A 17181-nucleotide genomic window follows, 5' to 3' on the forward strand; every position below is an offset into this window, starting at 1 on the left:
ATTGCTTTTTTTGAGGTTATCTCCTGTCAATTGGCATTACTATGCCACTGCATCAGCAGGAAATGGCAATTTATTAATTTTTGAGATATTGAGTTACTCATGAAACTTACCCCTTCAATGGACTGGAATTTTATCAAATCTATTTTTGATCCCCGCGAAATTATTTTCCCATTCACTTTACGCAAACTATTCTTCTTTCTGTTTTATGCATTACTCATTGCAGCAGTTGTAGCTGTAGAGACTAATGTGGGTTTTTTTGAATATCTGGTTCGCGCGGTTAAATCCAATCTCATTCCTTTAATGGCTATCCTATATGGTTTTGAACCCCTATTGATGCTGGTTACTATGGCTTTCACCAGGTATCCGGATAAACTTCCTGAGGTTTCAGAGAAAGCCCCCGAGCCAGCAGACGTGGAAATCCAGCTTGAGGAGGAAAACACTCAGGCAGCCATTAAAGCTCACAATAAAAAAATGGCTGTAATCATCGTTGCTCACAACAGTTCCAAGGAAATAGAAGCTACGCTCAGAGCGTATTTAAAAATTGTTGAACCCGAGCAAATTTATATTATTGACAATGGGAACTGCGAGCAGCCCACCGACAATACATTCAGCATTGCAAAATCGGTATCCGAACAAATTAATTACTATTGGCATAGTCGTGGAAACAAAACAGTTGCCCAATTTATTGGACTTATTTTAGCTCAGGCAGATCACCATGAATTTGCGCTGATGAGTGACGATGACGTCCATCCGCCATCTAATTTTAAATTTAACGAAAGCTTGTTAGAGAATGAAAAATTTAAAGGGATTTTCTATCCCATTATGGCTATTTCCAAGCAAGAAACACCATCCAGACTAGTGCAATTTCAATCTATTGAGTACAAGCAGGCAGATCATTTTAAAATGTTTGAGGATCGCTTTCATGGTGCTTTATATCCGCATGGCGCTATTGCTCTCTGGAAAATATCAGTCTTGTTAAGAACATTATTAACCCATAGCACTCGCTTCATCGCCGAAGATCTTGAAACGGGTATTCGTGCCGCTCGTTTAGGTTATCGTCAGCGTTTTGATGCCAATTATGTGTTTCCGACCGAAGTACCCACAACTGTTTTAGGGCCGGATCAAAATCTCTATAAGCAGCGAGCCAGAGGATGGTGTATGGGGATTCACACCATGAACCTTGAATTGCTGCGCAATTTTTTTACAGAATGGAATTTGAAGCCCGCGGATGTTGCTGCTTTAAAAGCTAGCCAGATGTATACACTGTATAATAATTATGTAGACTGGACCCGTTTACTGGTAATGATTATATCAGCAAACGATCCCACCTATTGGGGGAAGCTGGCTGCGGTAATTGCGGGTCAGCAAGCAATGACCATGTTCTGGCACTATGCCAAACTTCGTAATCGTCCTGATTTGCAGCACGATTTTCTAACACTTACTACGATGTTTTTTTATCGCCTGCTACTAACTGCCTTTACCAATGTCGGTCTGCTAAGGTTACTTTTGGTGTATTTGCCAAATTTATCGCCGGCCAAAACCATTGAGGAACTGCTCAAATCGGGCGAGTTTAAAAATCTGAAGGTTGAACTGCCTGAGTTTCTTGCCTCTCTAATTGCCCCACCAAAAGAAGAAGCTAAATCAGAAAATGCACCTGGCTTTAAAGACTCACTTTATTCATTTTTCTGGAAAAAGCCAGTCAGCAAAAAACCATCAATTACGATCGAAGAAGTGGTGGAAACAAAACAAACAGAGATAGAACTTGTCTCGGACACTCCGTCTTCGCCATAAGACAACGTGAGCAGGACACTTCACAAGTTTTAACCATAAAGTAGGTCGGGCGCTTCGCCCGACATTTTATCAATATGGCGTTCTTTTGTTGAGTTTGATTAAAAATGTACTGTCGGGCGAAGCGCCCGACCTACGCTTATTAACTAATCCTTCGCAGAACGGACAATCAGAACATCACATTCCGCACCGTGAAGAATAGCATTAGCGGTAGAGCCTAATAATAAGGCCAGGCCATGCTTGCCGTGACTGCCGGTAACGATTAAATCAATATTTTTCTCCTGGGCCACCCGGAGTATTTCGTTTTTAGTAGAGCCAAACTCGATCATACAGTGAGCTGCATCGACACCGAGTTTTTTAGCAAGAGCAGCCAGCTCTTTCTCAGCCTGCTCACGAATAGATACTTCAACCTCAGCAAAGCCTGCAAAACCAGGATAGGCATAAGCCGGAATGGGTTCCACAACATGCACTAGCAACAGATCAGCTCCATTCTCATCAGCAATTTTCTTTGCTTTCTGCGCCGCTCTAACTCCTACTTCATCAAAATCAGTAGCGAATAACACCCTTTTATACATAGCTATCTCCTTAGCAAGCTTATATGCTAAGCCTATCAGATATTTGGAAAATTTCCCAGTAAGCTTACGGAATCCCGGAACCCGCGAACCAGCCGATAGGTATCTACACATCTCTGAAAACAGAGTATGCTCCTAGCCTCTACTCCCTCTGCTTGTCCGAGGGATCCAGAAAACTCATAGAGAAACACTGGACCCTGCGGACAAGCCGCAGGGCGTAGGGGGGATGGGCAGATACTTATGGAACCAGGGAATAAGTATATCGGCTTATGAATCAGGCCAGCCAGGTCACATTAAAAAGTACACCATGAGTGTACAAATGATCTAACTGAAGGCCGGTATTAAGTGTTTGCCCCGCAGCACGTCCGAGTTCGCTTTTACCCCAATCAGCAAATTCATAGCCAACGCCCACCTGAAAATGTTCGTTTAAACTCTTCTGTACACCGGCGCCAAGCGTATAGGCAAAAGTGGTCTTGGTATGGTCTGCAAAATCCGCATTAGGAACGGCTTCAAAAATTGTCGGTGTATTCTGAAATGCATAGGAGCGATTAAAGCCTGCACCCACACTGGCGCTAACCCAGGGAATTACAAAATAGCCTTTGTCGAGTAGTAATTTGCCTTTTGCGGCAATACGGTTATGTTTGACCTTATAGCTATAGGTGTAATTGTCAAACGAAGGATCAGCATCATCCCAGATATTACCTTGCAACCTAACTCGGCTGGTGGTGGCAAGTTCAATCCCTAATTGTCCTGACCACTGATCAGACAGACTCTTTTGGGCGCCAAAGAATAACTCAGCAACAGCCAGGGCTTTAGTCGATTTTCTGGCGACATAGGTTTTTTCAATTTCGGGCGCAAGGAAAAAAGTCTGAGTATCGCCAGCTCTTGCCCAGGCAGGTCCCGCACTGAAAGAACTAACCCAGGTCCAGTCTTTAGCTTCGACCGGTCCCATGGTACCTGCATCAGAGTAGCTGGCAAAAATACTAGTGGTGAGTGCAAGTAAAGCAGTCTGTTTTTTCATTAAGGGTTTCCTTACTCAAAAATATAAAATAGTAAATAAGTTCATCAAATTTAACATTTAATGATAGAATACATCTCTTGCTTACCGCCTGGCGGGAAACGTTTTTCTAACTATCGTAATAATATACATGCTACTGGATCTCTTAGGAACTATTTTATCGTTACTTTCCACCTGGTATTTCATTCAAATGGACAGGAAAGCGTGGATAATCAGCATGTTTGCCACTACGATAAACAGCATTCTCTATTTTAGTAAAGGGATTTATGCCGACACACTGCTTGAAATCTTTTATTTGTTAAACAGCTTTTACGGCTTTTTGCTGTGGAACAGAACTCCCAACGCAAAGTTTAAAGTTAAATGGTTATCAGTGCATCAGGCCGCTCTCCTGTTACTGATCACTACTGCCTTATACCTTGTTATTTATTTCCTGTTGCGACAATATACTGATTCAACTGTAGCAAGCCTTGATGCACTCACAACGGCGCTTAGTATTATGGGGCAGTGGCTGATGTGTTATAAAATCATCTTTACCTGGCTTGTCTGGTTTATTACCGATGCAATATATGCTTATATGTATTTTTACAAACAAATCCCTTTTCACGCCCTTCTAATGTTCCTCTATACCATTATGGCTATTGCGGGTTATTTAAAATGGGCCTCTCAGGATACTCTTCAAGCAGAACCCAATTCACTTTAAAATTAAGGATATATTATGAAGATTATGGAGATCAAACATCCATTATTTGCTGCCTCAATGCTTTTGTTTGGCAGTAAACTCAATGCAGGAGTACCATTATGGACTTTTGCGCAAGTGCCAGGATTCCCAGCCAATACCACGGTGGAAACAACAGGCAGTGCAACTGTACAATACACAGTAACTAATCAATCGCGTAAACCTCATACTTTAAGAATGCAGCCAATTCGCGGAATTTTTCCTTCCGGATGTACCGAAACACTGGGCTATCTTCAGTCCTGTCTGCTGACTTTAACTATTAATGGGCAAGCTCTTCAAGCCGATGTCATCGGCGGCCCCATCCTTTGCGATCTATATGCGCCTTTGCAGTGCTATCAGCCCGGTTTCAACGACGGCCTTAGAATCCACCTTGTATCTGCGAACCCACAAACGCAACCTGCCTTGTTAAGTCTAAATCCTTCACTCCTTCTTCTTATCGCTGGAGACGGGGCAAAAAACATTCAGGTGTTTAACAATAGTAATGCTACGGCTGAAAATTTAACTATCTCCATCCCGCCGAGCAGTGGACTGACAGTGAATTATGCAGCCTCTACCTGTACCAGTACGCTTGCCCCCTACAGCAGTTGTACTTACAATATCCAACCAGGCGGTCTCGCGGAAACCACAGCTATTTCAGTTCAGGGTTCCAATACTAATGTGGTCAATAGCCTGGTTCGGGTTCTTGCGTTTACACCGCCTGGATATTGCGCGGGATTATTGCTTCAAAGTAATGTCAATCCGATCACCAATCCTACTGATGGGTGTAGTTCTTGTCTTCCTACTAGCCCCGGTTATCCTTTGAATAATACAATGCATGTCTTTAATGAAGTGGGTGGATGCGGCAGCGTGCAATTTACTTTGGAATGGTCACGCAACGGCGATATTGATGCCCATGCATTATTCCCTACCTTGCCTACCCCAAGCCACATCTATTATGGTAATAAAATTCAGGATAATTTTGAGCTGGATGTGGATGATATTCCAGGTAATGGTCCTGAAAATATCTATCAGGTTAACTCCAATCTGCCAACGCCTGTGGGACGTTCCTACTTTGCAGTATATAATTTCGGTATGTCCGCAATGCCGGGATTAACATACTACTTACGTTTTCGCTGTATTGATAAATCCGTTACCCCCTTCATTTTAAATGAGGTGGTGCGAGAATTTACTGTACCCTCAGTAGTTAATAAGCTTGCCAATTATGTAGGTTATGCTGAATTTGGGGCGGATGGATCCTGCAGCATCAATTTACCCTCCACCACCGCAACTGCGATAGGAGACGTAACTGGAGCTAATATTTTCTAATCAGAGACAAGGATTACAGTTATCCACTCAGCGGTTCATTTACAAGTTCCTGTATCCCGCGAAGTATTGCGGGATACAGGAAAGCAGGAAACAAGTGATATTTACGCAGCTTCTATCGGCAAATCATCATGCGTTGATAACACTTTTCTTTGCTTCATATTGTTTTTATCGGCTGCAGTACGGCGCAACTCTTCATCACTGAAATCATCCACTGCAATTACTGCCTGACGGGCCTGTTCAGCTTCACGCATTTTGACTGCTTCCTCTGCGGTTAAAACACCAGCAGCCTCAGCTTCGTCGATTTGCTCGAGTAAAGTCAATGAATGCAGCATTCCCTCTCTGACGGCCTTACTGATTTTTCGCTCGAGACTTTCCGCCGCATAAATTTTATGAAAGGCATCTTCCAAACGCCCAACAGGGCAATTGGCCAAGGGCTCTTTAAATACAATACGCGCCATTCGATCGCGAGTCTCATTAGGCTCTGACATCAGTCTGGCAAGTTTATGGCCGAGGTGATCCGCAGGGTAATGACGTTTGCTGCCGAAAGGCATCAGTATCATTTTTAGCAGGATGCGCCCCCAGCGGACCGGGAAATTGGTAATAACCCCTCTGAAGGCACGCTCACACTCATGCAGTAAGTGCTGGCAGCACCACTCGACCAAGGGCAGGTCAGCTGCTGGCTCTCCATCGTCGTGATAGCGTTTCAGTACTGCGGATGCGAGGTAAAGGTTACCTAAAACATCACCCAGACGTGCGGAAATTTTTTCCTTGCGTTTTAAAGCGCCTCCCAATATCCCCATACAGAAGTCTGCTGTAAACGCCAGATTGGCACTATAGCGGTTGATGAGCTGATAATAACGCTTCGCTTTACTCTGCGGAGCCTTTGTGAATCGCCCATCAGTGAAGGCATAGACTATTGATTTAGCCAGATTAGCCATGACGAAGCCGGCATGTCCCCAGAAAGCATCATCAAAAGCCGTCAGATCATTTTCACGAACACTTTCGAGTTCCCTGAATACATAAGGATGGCAGCGAATAGCGCCTTGTCCGAAGATAATCAGATTACGGGTGAGAATATTAGCGCCTTCTACAGTAATTCCAATCGGTGCATTCTGATAGCCTCTTCCAAGATAATTATTAGGGCCAAGGCATATTCCCTTACCGCCATGTATATCCATCGCATCTAAAGACACCTGACGGGCTCTTTCAGTGGTCTGGTATTTAAGAATGGCTCCGGCAACTGAGGGCTTGGCACCGTGATCAATTGCTGATGCAGCCATTGTTAGCCCTGCATCAATAATATAGGTATTGGCCATGATGCGCGCCAAAGGCTCTTCAATGCCTTCAAAATTGGCGATTGCCTGATTAAATTGTTTTCTGACTCGGGCATATGCACCACTGGCCAAAGCTCCGGCCTGAGATCCACCCATTGCACTGGAGGGAAGGGAAATCGCTCTGCCGGCACTTAAGCATTCCATCAGCATGCGCCAGCCCGCGCCTGCCATAGAAGCCCCGCCGATGAGATAATCTACGGGAATGAAAACATCCTTACCCTGAGTAGGACCATTGAGAAACGCAGTGTTCAATGGAAAATGCCTTCTACCCTTGATGACACCCGGTGTAGTCGAGGGTATTAACGCACAACTAATACCTACATCATGGCCTTTACCCAGCAGGTTCTCGGGATCAAATAATCGGAAGGCTAAACCAATTACCGTCGCGACCGGGCACAGTGTAATATATCGCTTGTTCCAGTTCAGACGAATTCCTAAAACTTCTTTACCATTAATCATTTCCTTACAGACAATTCCCTTGTCCGGTATAGAAGCCGCATCAGACCCGGCATTGGGGCCAGTCAGAGCAAAACAGGGTACTTCACGTCCATCCGCTAATCGAGGCAGATAGTAATCTTTCTGTTCTTTCGTACCATACTTCAAAAGTAATTCAGCAGGGCCTAATGAATTGGGCACGGAAATAGTTGTTGCAGCAGAAATGGAGCGCCCATAAACTCGCGCCAGAATAAAGGCCTGGGCAGTCGCAGAAAAATCAAGGCCGCCGTATTCCTTGGGAATAATCATTCCTAAAAAGCCTTTCTCCTTAATGAATTGCCAGACCTCAGGAGGCAGGTCGGTACGATTATGGGTAATATCCCAATCATCCAGCATGCGGCATAACTCACTCAGCGGGCCATTGATAAAAGCCTGTTCCGCATCAGACAATCGACTTACCGGTGCATTTAACAATTGCTTAAAATCAGGGGCTCCGCTAAACAAATCACCTTCCCAGCTGACCGTTCCTGCTTCAAGCGCTTCACGCTCAGTGGCCGACATAGTGGGCATTGCTTTACTTACCACCTTAAATACACGGCTGGAGATTAATTGTCGTCTTAAGGGTTTGATGGCACCTGCCAGCAACATTAAAAATCCTAGGCCTAATAATGTGTGAGCAAACCACCCTAAGGAAGAATATTTCATAAAAAGTAAGGCAACAATCGCGTAACTGATTGTCCAGACTACAATTGACGCCTGTCGGCTCAGCAATTGATAAAATCCGTATATCAGGATTGCTGTTATAATTAGATTGAGCAACACATTCATCTCCTTTTAGCAATGTCAATAATAATCAAAGACCCAGAGGGTGTTAACAGAACTGGTTCATGCGAAGGATCCATTGTTGCCACAGAATCTGTAGGTGAAATGGATTTCGCTTAGCAGGACACCAGTTGAATGAACAGTCTCGTGATCTTAAGTATATAGTGGGTTAATGGTTTTTTGCCAGAATTACGCATTTTGACTCTGTTTTTGTTTATCTCCCGTTTTTTTAAGGTCAAGTAGTTTGAAAATCTGCTCGGCAAGTAACTCTGGATTTTCCATTGGCAACATGTGAGTTCCTTTCATTTTCTGGCTCACAATACCATAGTGCTTGTTCATGTAACTCACGTCAGACTGGCTGACAATATCACTTCGATCTCCGTAAATAAGGAAAGCCGGAATTTTTAATTTACCTTCATATTGATGAAATTGATGTGGAATAGTCCGAAAAATCGAGTATTCAATGTCCCGGTCAAATCGCAGTGAATAACCCTCTTCATCTTTGCAAAAGCCATATTCAATATAATCTTTCAGACAATCATCTCGAAAACTCGAAAAAAGCGCTCTGGTTTTAAGATAATCCGATAGTTGTTGCTTATCAGGCCAATGCTGCCTCCTGCCCCGAGTTCGTCCGGCTGGCGTCACTTTATCGATCAGACCAATGGTTTTTGCCAGTTTAACCATCCTTGATTTAAACCGGTTTAACAAAGGAGAATCAATCATGACAACAGCGGAAAATAACTCCGGATGCTCTATAGCAGCAATTAAGGATAATACACCGCCAAGCGAGTGCCCTACTCCAATGACCGGGGGCTTGCAGTTTTCTTTGACGCTCTCTGCTATTTGATCAACCAGACAGTGCCAGTTTTCAGTTACTGGAAAACGAATATCATGCCCGATACGATCTACATAGCAGTAGTCGTACCGGGTTTTTAATGCAGTCAGGAGCTGATGATAACAAGGTGATGGGAAACCATTTCCATGCGCAAAATGGATTGTTTCCTTCACGAAAGCACCAGCTTTTTACTTTCATTACGTAATGAAATGACGGCAAAACTGAAATAAAAGGAAAGAACAAGAATAATAACCACGCCTAAGCCAGGAATGGGTAAATTCGCTGCCAGCATCAACAGTAAAATTGCGATTGACGGTGTTGCTCCGACTGCCAGTAAACGACAGGATTGCGAGTAACTCAGATCCAGTTTATAAAACAATCGGGATACAAGCTGTCCAATCATTCCAAACACCAGGAAAAACGTTAGAAACATCACGAAGAATATCAGAATGACTGTCGGATAAATGATAATCAATGACAGGTATTTTACTGTTTCGATCCCTGAAGAAGCTATCCATTTGCTCCCATCGAAAATTTCATTCATTTGTGGCGGAAATATTTGCACTATCGGCGTATCCGACTGTGGCTGTGCCTGATTCATAAAGAAAAACTGGGGCGATGGCGGCCAGAAGGACAATTGATTTTTAGAAATAAGCGTCGTGAGATAAGGATACTTCTCACTGCGTCCGGTCACAGTTCCGCTTGTGTCAATGACTGAAACAACCTGACCTGATTGATTTTTTATTTCATAGGGCATGGGTTTATCAAAACTGACAAAGCCATTTTGAATTGTGATAGGCGGCATTTTTTTAAGAGGGGTTAGCAACTGCTGATCAAAGAAAATATTGAAATCATTGGTGGTTCTCAGGGCAAAGGGGGTTCCGAACACCAATATAGCAATAAATAAGTATACAATTCCCAATCCAAACCAGCGCTTGCCGACATCAACATACAATCGACTGCTGAAAAATGAGAGAACCAGAGCCTGCCAGTAGTTATAATGTGGCTTGTTAATATTACGCAACGCTGTGTTGTTTTGACTCATGCCATCCTCCCATTCGTAATCCGGTTTTACTATCAAACAAATTTGCTTTGGCGATATTTAATTCGATATTAAGATGATTATCACTAATTGGTTCATCTGCTGATGCTCTGATTGCAAATTGTGTTGTACCACACAAACTTTGTGCGTGAATCAGTTTATCAGCTCCCAAATCATCAATATACTCTATTTTCACCCGGATAGCTGGCCTTGCTGAGTCTCTATTAATACGAAGATGCTCCGGGCGAATACCGATGATTACCTCATCGACAAGAGTATTGGAACTATTTGGAACAGGCAGATCAAATCCAAGCCTGGACGATATTTTACCGCTGCCATTATCGAGTCGGGCAGGTATGAGGTTCATTGGATAATGACCGGTAAATCCTGCAACGAATAATGACTGGGGTTGCTGATAGAGCTCCTGTGGAGAACCTATCTGTTCAATTCTACCCTGATTTAACACGACTACTTTGGAAGCCATTGTCATTGCTTCTGTTTGATCATGGGTAACATAAATACTGGTGGTTGCAAGGTTTTGGTGAATCTTTCGTATTTCATAACGCATTTCATTGCGCAACTTTGTATCCAGATTGGATAAGGGTTCATCAAACAGAAAAACGGCGGGCGAGCGGACAATCGCGCGCCCCATCGCCACTCGCTGCCTTTGACCGCCTGACAATGCCTGCGGTTTGCGTTGCAGACAGGCGCTAATCTGCAACATTTCTGCGACATCCAGGACTCTTCTTTTAATTGAATCCGCAGTCATTCCCCTGATTTTCAGACCATAAGCCATATTTTCAAAACAGGTCATATGAGGATAGAGCGCATAATTCTGAAAAACCATCGCAATATCTCGTTTGGAAGGCGCTATATTATTGACACATTGTTCATCAAAAAAAATCTGCCCGGAACTTATCTCTTCAAGGCCTGCTACCAATCTTAATAAAGTTGACTTTCCACAGCCGGATGGGCCAATGATTGCGACAAACTCGCCCTGCTCGATATTTAAATTAACATCGCAAAGAATTTGCTGTTTGTCATAATCTTTACTTACATGCAGAAGTTTGACCGTAGCCATTAATGTGTTAATCCTTGCTCAAACCAGCGTTGTAAAACCACCACTATAATGCATGGAGGAAGCATCGCCAATAATGCAACTCCCATAATATAGTGCCATTGCGGGATCTGATCTGCTACCCCTGCCAGATAACGTATTCCCATAACAATGGTTGCAACACTGGAGTCACTGGTAATTACTAAAGGCCATAAATACTGGTTCCAGCCATAAACAAACAAAATGATAAACAAAGCAGCAATTTGCGTTTTTGCAAGAGGTAATAATATATCCCAGAAAAAGCGGACAGGCCCTGCTCCATCAAGAGTCGCCGCATCAATTAACTCATTGGGGACGGTCTTGAAGAATTGTCGGAAGAGGAAGGTCGCGGTTGCTGAAGCCATTAAGGGAAAAGTCAGGCCGCTATAATGATTTAGCCAGCCCATTGAAGCTACTATTTGAAAAGTGGGCACAATACGAACCTCTACCGGCAGCATCATAGTGGCAAATATCAGTCCAAAAATAAACGATTTACCCGGTAATTTAAAATAGACAAGCGCAAAGGCTGACAACAGGGCGAGAATGATTTTTCCACTGGCGATTGAAAAAGCCATCACAAAGCTGTTCAGTAACAAACGCCAGATGGGTTGACCGCCAGTTGAGGCAACGCCCTGCGTGAGCACCGTCTTTAAATTGCTTAACAACAGACCTCCGGGAACCATTGGGACAGACTGCTGCATCATTGCACTTCCTTCATGGCTCGCTGCGACCAGAGCCAGATATAAAGGGCAAAACAAAAAAATAATAAATCCTGTGAGAAAAATATGCGGGAGCAAACGATTTAATTTTATCATTTATAGTGCACCCTTTTTTCAAGAAAATAAAATTGCAAAAGAGTAAGAATGACGACCAAAAGCATCAATATAACAGACTGAGACGCTGAGCTCCCCGGATCCATACCCACAAATCCATCACGATAACTTTTATAAATCAAGGTACTCGTACTTGTGCCTGGGCCGCCGCTGGTCAGAATATCAATGATTCCAAACGTTTCAAAAAAACCATAAATGAGATTCATGATCAACAGAAAAAAAGTAGTCGGAGATAGCAAGGGCCAGATAATCTGCCAGAATTGCTGCCAGGATGAAGCGCCGTCAATTACAGCGGCATCAATCAACGAGCGCGGCAGTGATTTGAGTGCCGCGAGAAAAAAAAGAAAATTATAACTGAATTGCTGCCAGCTGGCAGCAATAATAATGACAATAAGAGCCTGGCCTGGATGGGTGAGGTAATTAAAATGGATGCCAAAATGCTCCATTAAACCTGAAAACCAGCCCATACCCGGTTGGCACAAAAAGCGCCATAGAATAGCCGCTATCGCCGGAGCTACTGCATAAGGCCATAATAATAATGTTTTGTAGATCCGCTGGCTTTTTTTCCGGTTGAAAACAAGATAAGCCAGCAGCAAACCAAAGCCCATCGTCGCTGCTGCAGTGGAAAAAGCAATAATAAGGGTAATCAGAATGGCGCGGGAAAACTCCGGATCCAGAAACAAATCGACAAAATTACTGAGACCGGCAAATTGCTGTTTAAGCCCAAAGGCATCACTAAAATAGACCGACTGAACTAACGCCATGAAGGCAGGCCAGATAAAAAAAATCAGGGTAATCAGTAACTGGGGAGCTATGAACAATAGCGCCAGTTTTTTGTGTGATGTAAACTTTGCCATCAGGCAACCATTTTATGTATAGAAACAAAATTATATACCGACCGCTTACCATATTAAAGACAGGGACAGAATTCAATGATTAATCCACCTCCTGATTTCATGCGCTGCATCCTTATTGATAAAAATCATCAGCTCACGATAGCTAAAGAAAAAATACCCGCAATCAACGACCACCAGATATTAGTTAAAGTAAAAGCAATCGCCTTGAACCGGGCTGATTTAATGCAGCGTCAGGGCAAATACCCGCCCCCGCCTGGTGAATCGGCAATCCCCGGGCTTGAGGCAGCGGGTGAAGTGGTGGCAACAGGGTCTAAGGTTACTCGTTTTGAACCTGGCGATGCCGTTTATGGACTGGTAGGCAGCGGCGCGTATGCTGAATACTGCCCCATTCATCAATCCCTTGCAGAAAAAATGCCTGCCGACTGGTCATTTGAATATGCAGCGGCCATTCCTGAAGCATTAACCACCGCCAACGCTACGCTTTTCGAGTTGGGAAATCTGTCGAGTCATGAAAACATGCTGGTTCATGCAGCAGGCAGCGGCATTACAACCATGGCCATCCAAATGGCAAGACTCACTCAGGTGAATCTGTTAACAACTGCCAGTAATTCGAGCAAAGCCGAACAGGCAATCTCGCTGGGAGCATCCCGGGTTATTAATTATCGGCAAGACGATTTTGCAGAATTGATTGCTCCTGATTCACTGGATTTTGTTCTGGATTATATGGGCGGGGATTATTTCAATAAGCATCTCAAACTGTTGAAACCATCTGGACGCATGATTCAAATTGCTTCAATGCTGGGGCGAAATGTGGAACTTGACCTTGCGACTTTAATGAGAAAACGTTTAAAAATTCAGGGCTTTGTACTAAGGTCGCAATCCATTTCCGATAAAATTAGCTTATGGCAGGCAGCGCATACACGCTGGGGAACTGCTTTGCAGAACGGCAAACTCAAACCCGTCATTGATTCCGTCTTTCAATTCGCGGAAATAGAAAAAGCCCAGCAGCATATGCTTGATGGCAGGCATTTTGGCAAGATTGTTATCAGTCTGTGAACATCAGGCGTTCTTAAGCGTCCGCCTTAACAGTTGGGTATAAATAGGCTCATTACCAGCTAACTGGACAACGGTTGTTGAAGTCAGGCAACTGACCATCAAAGGCAATATCAGGGAATAATTCTGGGTCATTTCCACAACCAGAATAATTCCTGTCACTGGAGCTCGTACAGCGGCTGAAAAAAGTGCCCCCATCCCGGCCACAGCAAACATGCCGGGGTGAATGTCCAGTTCGGGAATTAACCACAGCAGCATGTTATAACACGCCAGGCCGGCCAGAGTACCCAGTGCCAGCATCGGCGCGAAGATACCTCCCGGCACTCCGGTGGTATAACTCATCAATGTGGTCACAAATCGAAGTAAAATCCACAGCGACAACAAATACACCGGCGGAGAAAGGGTTAAAGATTGTTCAATAATGTCATATCCTCCTCCGACAATCGGGGGATACATTACAGTAAAAATTCCAATCAGACAGGCAGTTATTGCAACATAAATAAATTTCTGAGGGGTACTCCATCGATCACTTAATCTCAGACATTTCATCAAACAAATATTAAATATTAAACCTGCAAATCCCATGATTAATCCGAACAGAAAAAATAACCACAAAGAATGCAGACTTGGCTCAGTAAACACAGCCATTGGAATTGCCGGCGCCGTTCCCATAATCAATTGGCCGGTAATGGTAGCCATCACACAGCAGATAGCCACCATTTTGAAGTTGGTGAAATTGAAGTTAAATTCGTTGCGCATCTCCTCAATTACGAAGAGGACACCTGCTAAAGGTGCATTGAAAGCGGTGGCAAGACCCGCAGCGGCTCCTGCTGAAATGAGCGTGTCACGACGATTTCTATGTATCTTGAACCACTCTCCCAGCATCGCTCCGAGATTGCCGCCCATTTGAATAGTAGGTCCTTCACGCCCGACCACCATCTTTGCACTTATTGCTAAAACGCCGCCAATAAATTTGACAGGGAGCAAGCGCCGCCAATGAATAGGTCGTTTATGCAGCAAGGTGCCTTCAATTTCCTGCACCCCACTTCCTGCCCCTTCTGCTGCGATGAAGCGAACCAGTGCCCATGCGATAATCACCATCAGTACAGTGAAAAAAACGGTAATCATCAGCGTAATAAGCCATTGTCCCTGAGTGAATGACTTCACCCAGCTTATAAATTGGCTTACATGCGTGATGGCCATCTGAAATAAAGAACCTGCCAGGCCGGTCAATATCCCTAATAGAATCGAAATAAAGTAAACACTGACTACTTTATTCCACAGTCGTCCTTTCAATCTCATTAATTAAGTCCATTAAATTACTGATTATTTTAAATCCCGCCTGATTCGCTAGCGATAAAATAGTCTCGGGATGAAACTGTACGGCATAAATCGGTTTGCTGTGATGTTCAATCGCCATGATAACCCCATCCTCGGTTGCTGCCGTTATTTTAAGCTCTGCCGGGAAGCTCGGGCGTGAAGCATACAGTGAATGATAACGACCCGCTGTAAATGAATTGCCAAGTCCCTTAAACAAGGCTGATTCATTCTCCACTCTGATTTCCGATGCTTTTCCATGCATCGGGTAAGTCAGCGTTTCCAGTTTTCCCCCAAAATACTCCACCAGACCTTGCAATCCAAGACAAACGCCAAACAAAGGAATTCCCTGTTCAATGACTGTAGCAATGGTTTTATTCAATTCAAAATCAGCCGGACAACCAGGTCCTGGCGACAACACCACCAGGTCAAAGGATTCCGATTTTAAACATTCAAGCGCATGATCATAGCGCATGGTTTTCACTTCTGCACCCGTTTGGCGAAGATAATTCGCAAGCGTATGAACAAAGGAGTCCTGGTGATCAACTAATAATATTTTTTTACCTTCTCCAGGCATTTGCGACACACCCAGGCTGATTGTTTGTGAAGCCGGCTTTAACAAATCAACAAATGCAGAAGCCTTCAATCGGGTTTCCTGCTCTTCTGACACAGGATCTGAATCATATAATAAGGTAGCCCCTACTCTGATTTCAGCAATCCCTTTCTGGATTCGCATAGTTCTTAACACGAGTCCTGTATTTAAATTACCATTAAAACCAAACCAGCCTACTGCTCCCGCATACCAGCGTCTTGGCGATTTCTCATGTTCCTCTATAAAATTCATTGCCCATAATTTGGGGGCGCCGGTCACAGTAACTACCCACATATGGGTAAGAAAGGCATCAACCGCATCAAAACCCTCTCGCAATATCCCTCTCACATGATCAACGGTGTGAATCAGGCGTGAGTACATTTCGATCTGCCTTCGACCAATGACCTGAACGCTGCCCGCCTCACAGATTCGCGATTTGTCATTGCGGTCCACATCCGTGCACATCGTTAACTCGGATGCTTCTTTTTCCGAGTCGAGAAGAAGCTGAATATTATGAGCGTCTTCTATGGCATCCCCTCCCCGCTTGATTGTGCCGGAAATAGGACAAGTCTCCACCATATCACCAGTCACACGCACATACATTTCAGGCGATGCCCCAACCAAATACTCTTCCTCACCAAGATTAATAAAAAAACCATAAGGGGAAGGATTCACGGTCCGCATTTTACGAAATAAATCAGAGGGCTTTTGTGGACAGTGAGCGTAGAAAGTCTGACTGGGGACTACTTCAAACAGGTCCCCGCAGGCAAATCGTTTTTTAGCGGTTTCAACAACGGCGGCATACTCTCCTTCCCTGTGGTCACAAAACACATCGGGCTGCTTTTCTGCATGATATTCTGAAAACTGTCCGTCACGAGGTAATGATTGAGTGGACTCCCCTTGAAACTGAAAATCATATCGGCGGATAAAGGCCTCTTCTTTTCGATGGTTGACGATATAAATTTCATCAGGGAAATAAAGAACCATTTCACGCTGGTTTTCGGCTCTTTTTTTATGTTGTTTTAAACCCTCAAACTGAAAAATCAAATCGTATCCTAAAGCACCATATAATCCTAGATAAGGTTCCTCGGGCAACTTAAACAACTCTATCAGACAACGGATAATACTAAATACGGAAGGTTGCTGGCTTCTTTCTTCCTCAGTGAAAATTTTTTCAGATTTGTTTATTTCAAGATGTAGAACCTGTTTGGTAGTTTCTGTAACGGTGATTGATTCGGAGTTGGTTAAAGCAGTCTGCGCAATCCTTAATAATATCTCACCACGTCGATTAAGGGCTTGCAGTGAGGCGCTTTGTTGTTTAACTACCAATGCCATCGGTGGATTATAAAAACCGATGTCCCAGCAAGTATAGCGTCCAGGATATTCGAAACTGGATGCGAATAAAGCGCCCCGTTGAGAATCCAGCTTATCGAGCAAGGGCTCAATCGCATTGTTATAAACAAGCGATTGTTGCTCAAACTCAATAAACACACCACCTTCTGTCTTTACTTGCTGTAGCATTTTGAGGACACCATTGATTAAATGA

Annotated in this window: 14 protein-coding genes; 4 read left to right on the plus strand and 10 right to left on the minus strand. The window is 43.9% G+C overall.

Annotated features, from left to right (window positions below):
* The first annotated feature begins 99 nt into the window (after window positions 1-99).
* Entirely contained in the window at window positions 100-1791 is a 1692-nt protein-coding gene (locus tag E1O89_RS04495) for a glycosyltransferase (RefSeq protein WP_133139133.1), read from the plus strand.
* Between the two features lie 143 nt (window positions 1792-1934).
* Here the strand turns inward: E1O89_RS04495 and E1O89_RS04500 are convergent, their stop codons facing one another.
* Both E1O89_RS04500 and E1O89_RS04505 read right to left on the minus strand, forming a co-directional pair.
* Window positions 1935-2363, minus strand: coding sequence for a universal stress protein (locus E1O89_RS04500; protein WP_058506691.1), 429 nt, complete (start codon window positions 2361-2363; stop codon window positions 1935-1937).
* 271 nt (window positions 2364-2634) lie between these two features.
* Complete coding sequence (locus tag E1O89_RS04505) at window positions 2635-3381, minus strand: outer membrane protein (protein ID WP_133139134.1); 747 nt, start codon at window positions 3379-3381, stop codon at window positions 2635-2637.
* Window positions 3382-3508: 127 nt separating this feature from the next.
* On the opposite strand from E1O89_RS04505, the gene pnuC reads away from it, so the two are divergent.
* Both pnuC and E1O89_RS04515 read left to right on the plus strand, forming a co-directional pair.
* Entirely contained in the window at window positions 3509-4078 is a 570-nt protein-coding gene (pnuC, locus tag E1O89_RS04510; protein ID WP_133139135.1) for a nicotinamide riboside transporter PnuC, read from the plus strand.
* Window positions 4079-4093: 15 nt separating this feature from the next.
* Window positions 4094-5419 carry a hypothetical protein gene (locus tag E1O89_RS04515; RefSeq protein WP_133139136.1) on the plus strand — a complete coding sequence of 442 codons (1326 nt, stop codon included), beginning with the start codon at window positions 4094-4096 and terminating at the stop codon, window positions 5417-5419.
* Window positions 5420-5520: 101 nt separating this feature from the next.
* Here E1O89_RS04515 and E1O89_RS04520 read toward each other — a convergent pair whose 3' ends face one another.
* The 6 genes from E1O89_RS04520 to E1O89_RS04545 form a co-directional block, all read right to left on the minus strand.
* Window positions 5521-8007, minus strand: coding sequence for an acyl-CoA dehydrogenase (locus tag E1O89_RS04520; protein ID WP_165483066.1), 2487 nt, complete (start codon window positions 8005-8007; stop codon window positions 5521-5523).
* Between the two features lie 192 nt (window positions 8008-8199).
* Window positions 8200-9018, minus strand: coding sequence for an alpha/beta fold hydrolase (locus E1O89_RS04525; protein ID WP_133139138.1), 819 nt, complete (start codon window positions 9016-9018; stop codon window positions 8200-8202).
* On the minus strand, window positions 9015-9890 hold the full coding sequence (locus E1O89_RS04530; RefSeq protein WP_133139139.1) for a DUF1189 family protein: 876 nt from the start codon (window positions 9888-9890) through the stop codon (window positions 9015-9017). Before E1O89_RS04530 ends, E1O89_RS04525 begins: the two co-directional genes overlap by 4 nt.
* Entirely contained in the window at window positions 9862-10968 is a 1107-nt protein-coding gene (locus E1O89_RS04535) for an ABC transporter ATP-binding protein (RefSeq protein WP_133139140.1), read from the minus strand. Before E1O89_RS04535 ends, E1O89_RS04530 begins: the two co-directional genes overlap by 29 nt.
* Window positions 10968-11798 carry a sn-glycerol-3-phosphate ABC transporter permease UgpE gene (gene ugpE, locus E1O89_RS04540; RefSeq protein ID WP_112217968.1) on the minus strand — a complete coding sequence of 277 codons (831 nt, stop codon included), beginning with the start codon at window positions 11796-11798 and terminating at the stop codon, window positions 10968-10970. The genes E1O89_RS04535 and ugpE overlap by 1 nt, the downstream gene beginning before the upstream one ends.
* Entirely contained in the window at window positions 11795-12673 is an 879-nt protein-coding gene (locus E1O89_RS04545) for an ABC transporter permease subunit (protein ID WP_133139141.1), read from the minus strand. Before E1O89_RS04545 ends, ugpE begins: the two co-directional genes overlap by 4 nt.
* Window positions 12674-12748: 75 nt before the next feature.
* Here E1O89_RS04545 and E1O89_RS04550 point away from each other — a divergent pair, with 75 nt between their 5' ends.
* A complete protein-coding gene (locus E1O89_RS04550; protein ID WP_262337399.1) occupies window positions 12749-13729 on the plus strand; it encodes an NAD(P)H-quinone oxidoreductase in 981 nt (326 codons plus the stop codon).
* A 3-nt stretch (window positions 13730-13732) separates the two neighbouring features.
* On the opposite strand, the gene clcA is transcribed toward E1O89_RS04550, so the two are convergent.
* Both clcA and E1O89_RS04560 read right to left on the minus strand, forming a co-directional pair.
* Window positions 13733-15010, minus strand: coding sequence for a H(+)/Cl(-) exchange transporter ClcA (clcA, locus tag E1O89_RS04555; protein ID WP_133139222.1), 1278 nt, complete (start codon window positions 15008-15010; stop codon window positions 13733-13735).
* Entirely contained in the window at window positions 15000-17156 is a 2157-nt protein-coding gene (locus tag E1O89_RS04560) for an anthranilate synthase component I (protein WP_133139142.1), read from the minus strand. The genes clcA and E1O89_RS04560 overlap by 11 nt, the downstream gene beginning before the upstream one ends.
* Window positions 17157-17181 lie beyond the last annotated feature (25 nt).

Origin of the sequence: Legionella genomosp. 1 (assembly GCF_900640215.1) — a bacterium.
GTDB classification, from domain to species: Bacteria; Pseudomonadota; Gammaproteobacteria; order Legionellales; family Legionellaceae; genus Legionella_C; species Legionella_C quinlivanii_A.

What these genes read in the sequence shown, in the direction of transcription:
- E1O89_RS04500 (WP_058506691.1), bottom strand. Translation starts at nt 2,363, where the DNA reads ATGTATAAAAGGGTGTTATTCGCTACTGATTTTGATGAAGTAGGAGTT.
- E1O89_RS04505 (WP_133139134.1), bottom strand. Translation starts at nt 3,381, where the DNA reads ATGAAAAAACAGACTGCTTTACTTGCACTCACCACTAGTATTTTTGCC.
- E1O89_RS04545 (WP_133139141.1), bottom strand. Translation starts at nt 12,673, where the DNA reads ATGGCAAAGTTTACATCACACAAAAAACTGGCGCTATTGTTCATAGCT.
- E1O89_RS04560 (WP_133139142.1), bottom strand. Translation starts at nt 17,156, where the DNA reads ATGCTACAGCAAGTAAAGACAGAAGGTGGTGTGTTTATTGAGTTTGAG.
- E1O89_RS04530 (WP_133139139.1), bottom strand. Translation starts at nt 9,890, where the DNA reads ATGAGTCAAAACAACACAGCGTTGCGTAATATTAACAAGCCACATTAT.
- ugpE (WP_112217968.1), bottom strand. Translation starts at nt 11,798, where the DNA reads ATGATAAAATTAAATCGTTTGCTCCCGCATATTTTTCTCACAGGATTT.
- pnuC (WP_133139135.1), top strand. Translation starts at nt 3,509, where the DNA reads ATGCTACTGGATCTCTTAGGAACTATTTTATCGTTACTTTCCACCTGG.
- E1O89_RS04495 (WP_133139133.1), top strand. Translation starts at nt 100, where the DNA reads ATGAAACTTACCCCTTCAATGGACTGGAATTTTATCAAATCTATTTTT.
- E1O89_RS04515 (WP_133139136.1), top strand. Translation starts at nt 4,094, where the DNA reads ATGAAGATTATGGAGATCAAACATCCATTATTTGCTGCCTCAATGCTT.
- E1O89_RS04550 (WP_262337399.1), top strand. Translation starts at nt 12,749, where the DNA reads ATGATTAATCCACCTCCTGATTTCATGCGCTGCATCCTTATTGATAAA.
- E1O89_RS04535 (WP_133139140.1), bottom strand. Translation starts at nt 10,968, where the DNA reads ATGGCTACGGTCAAACTTCTGCATGTAAGTAAAGATTATGACAAACAG.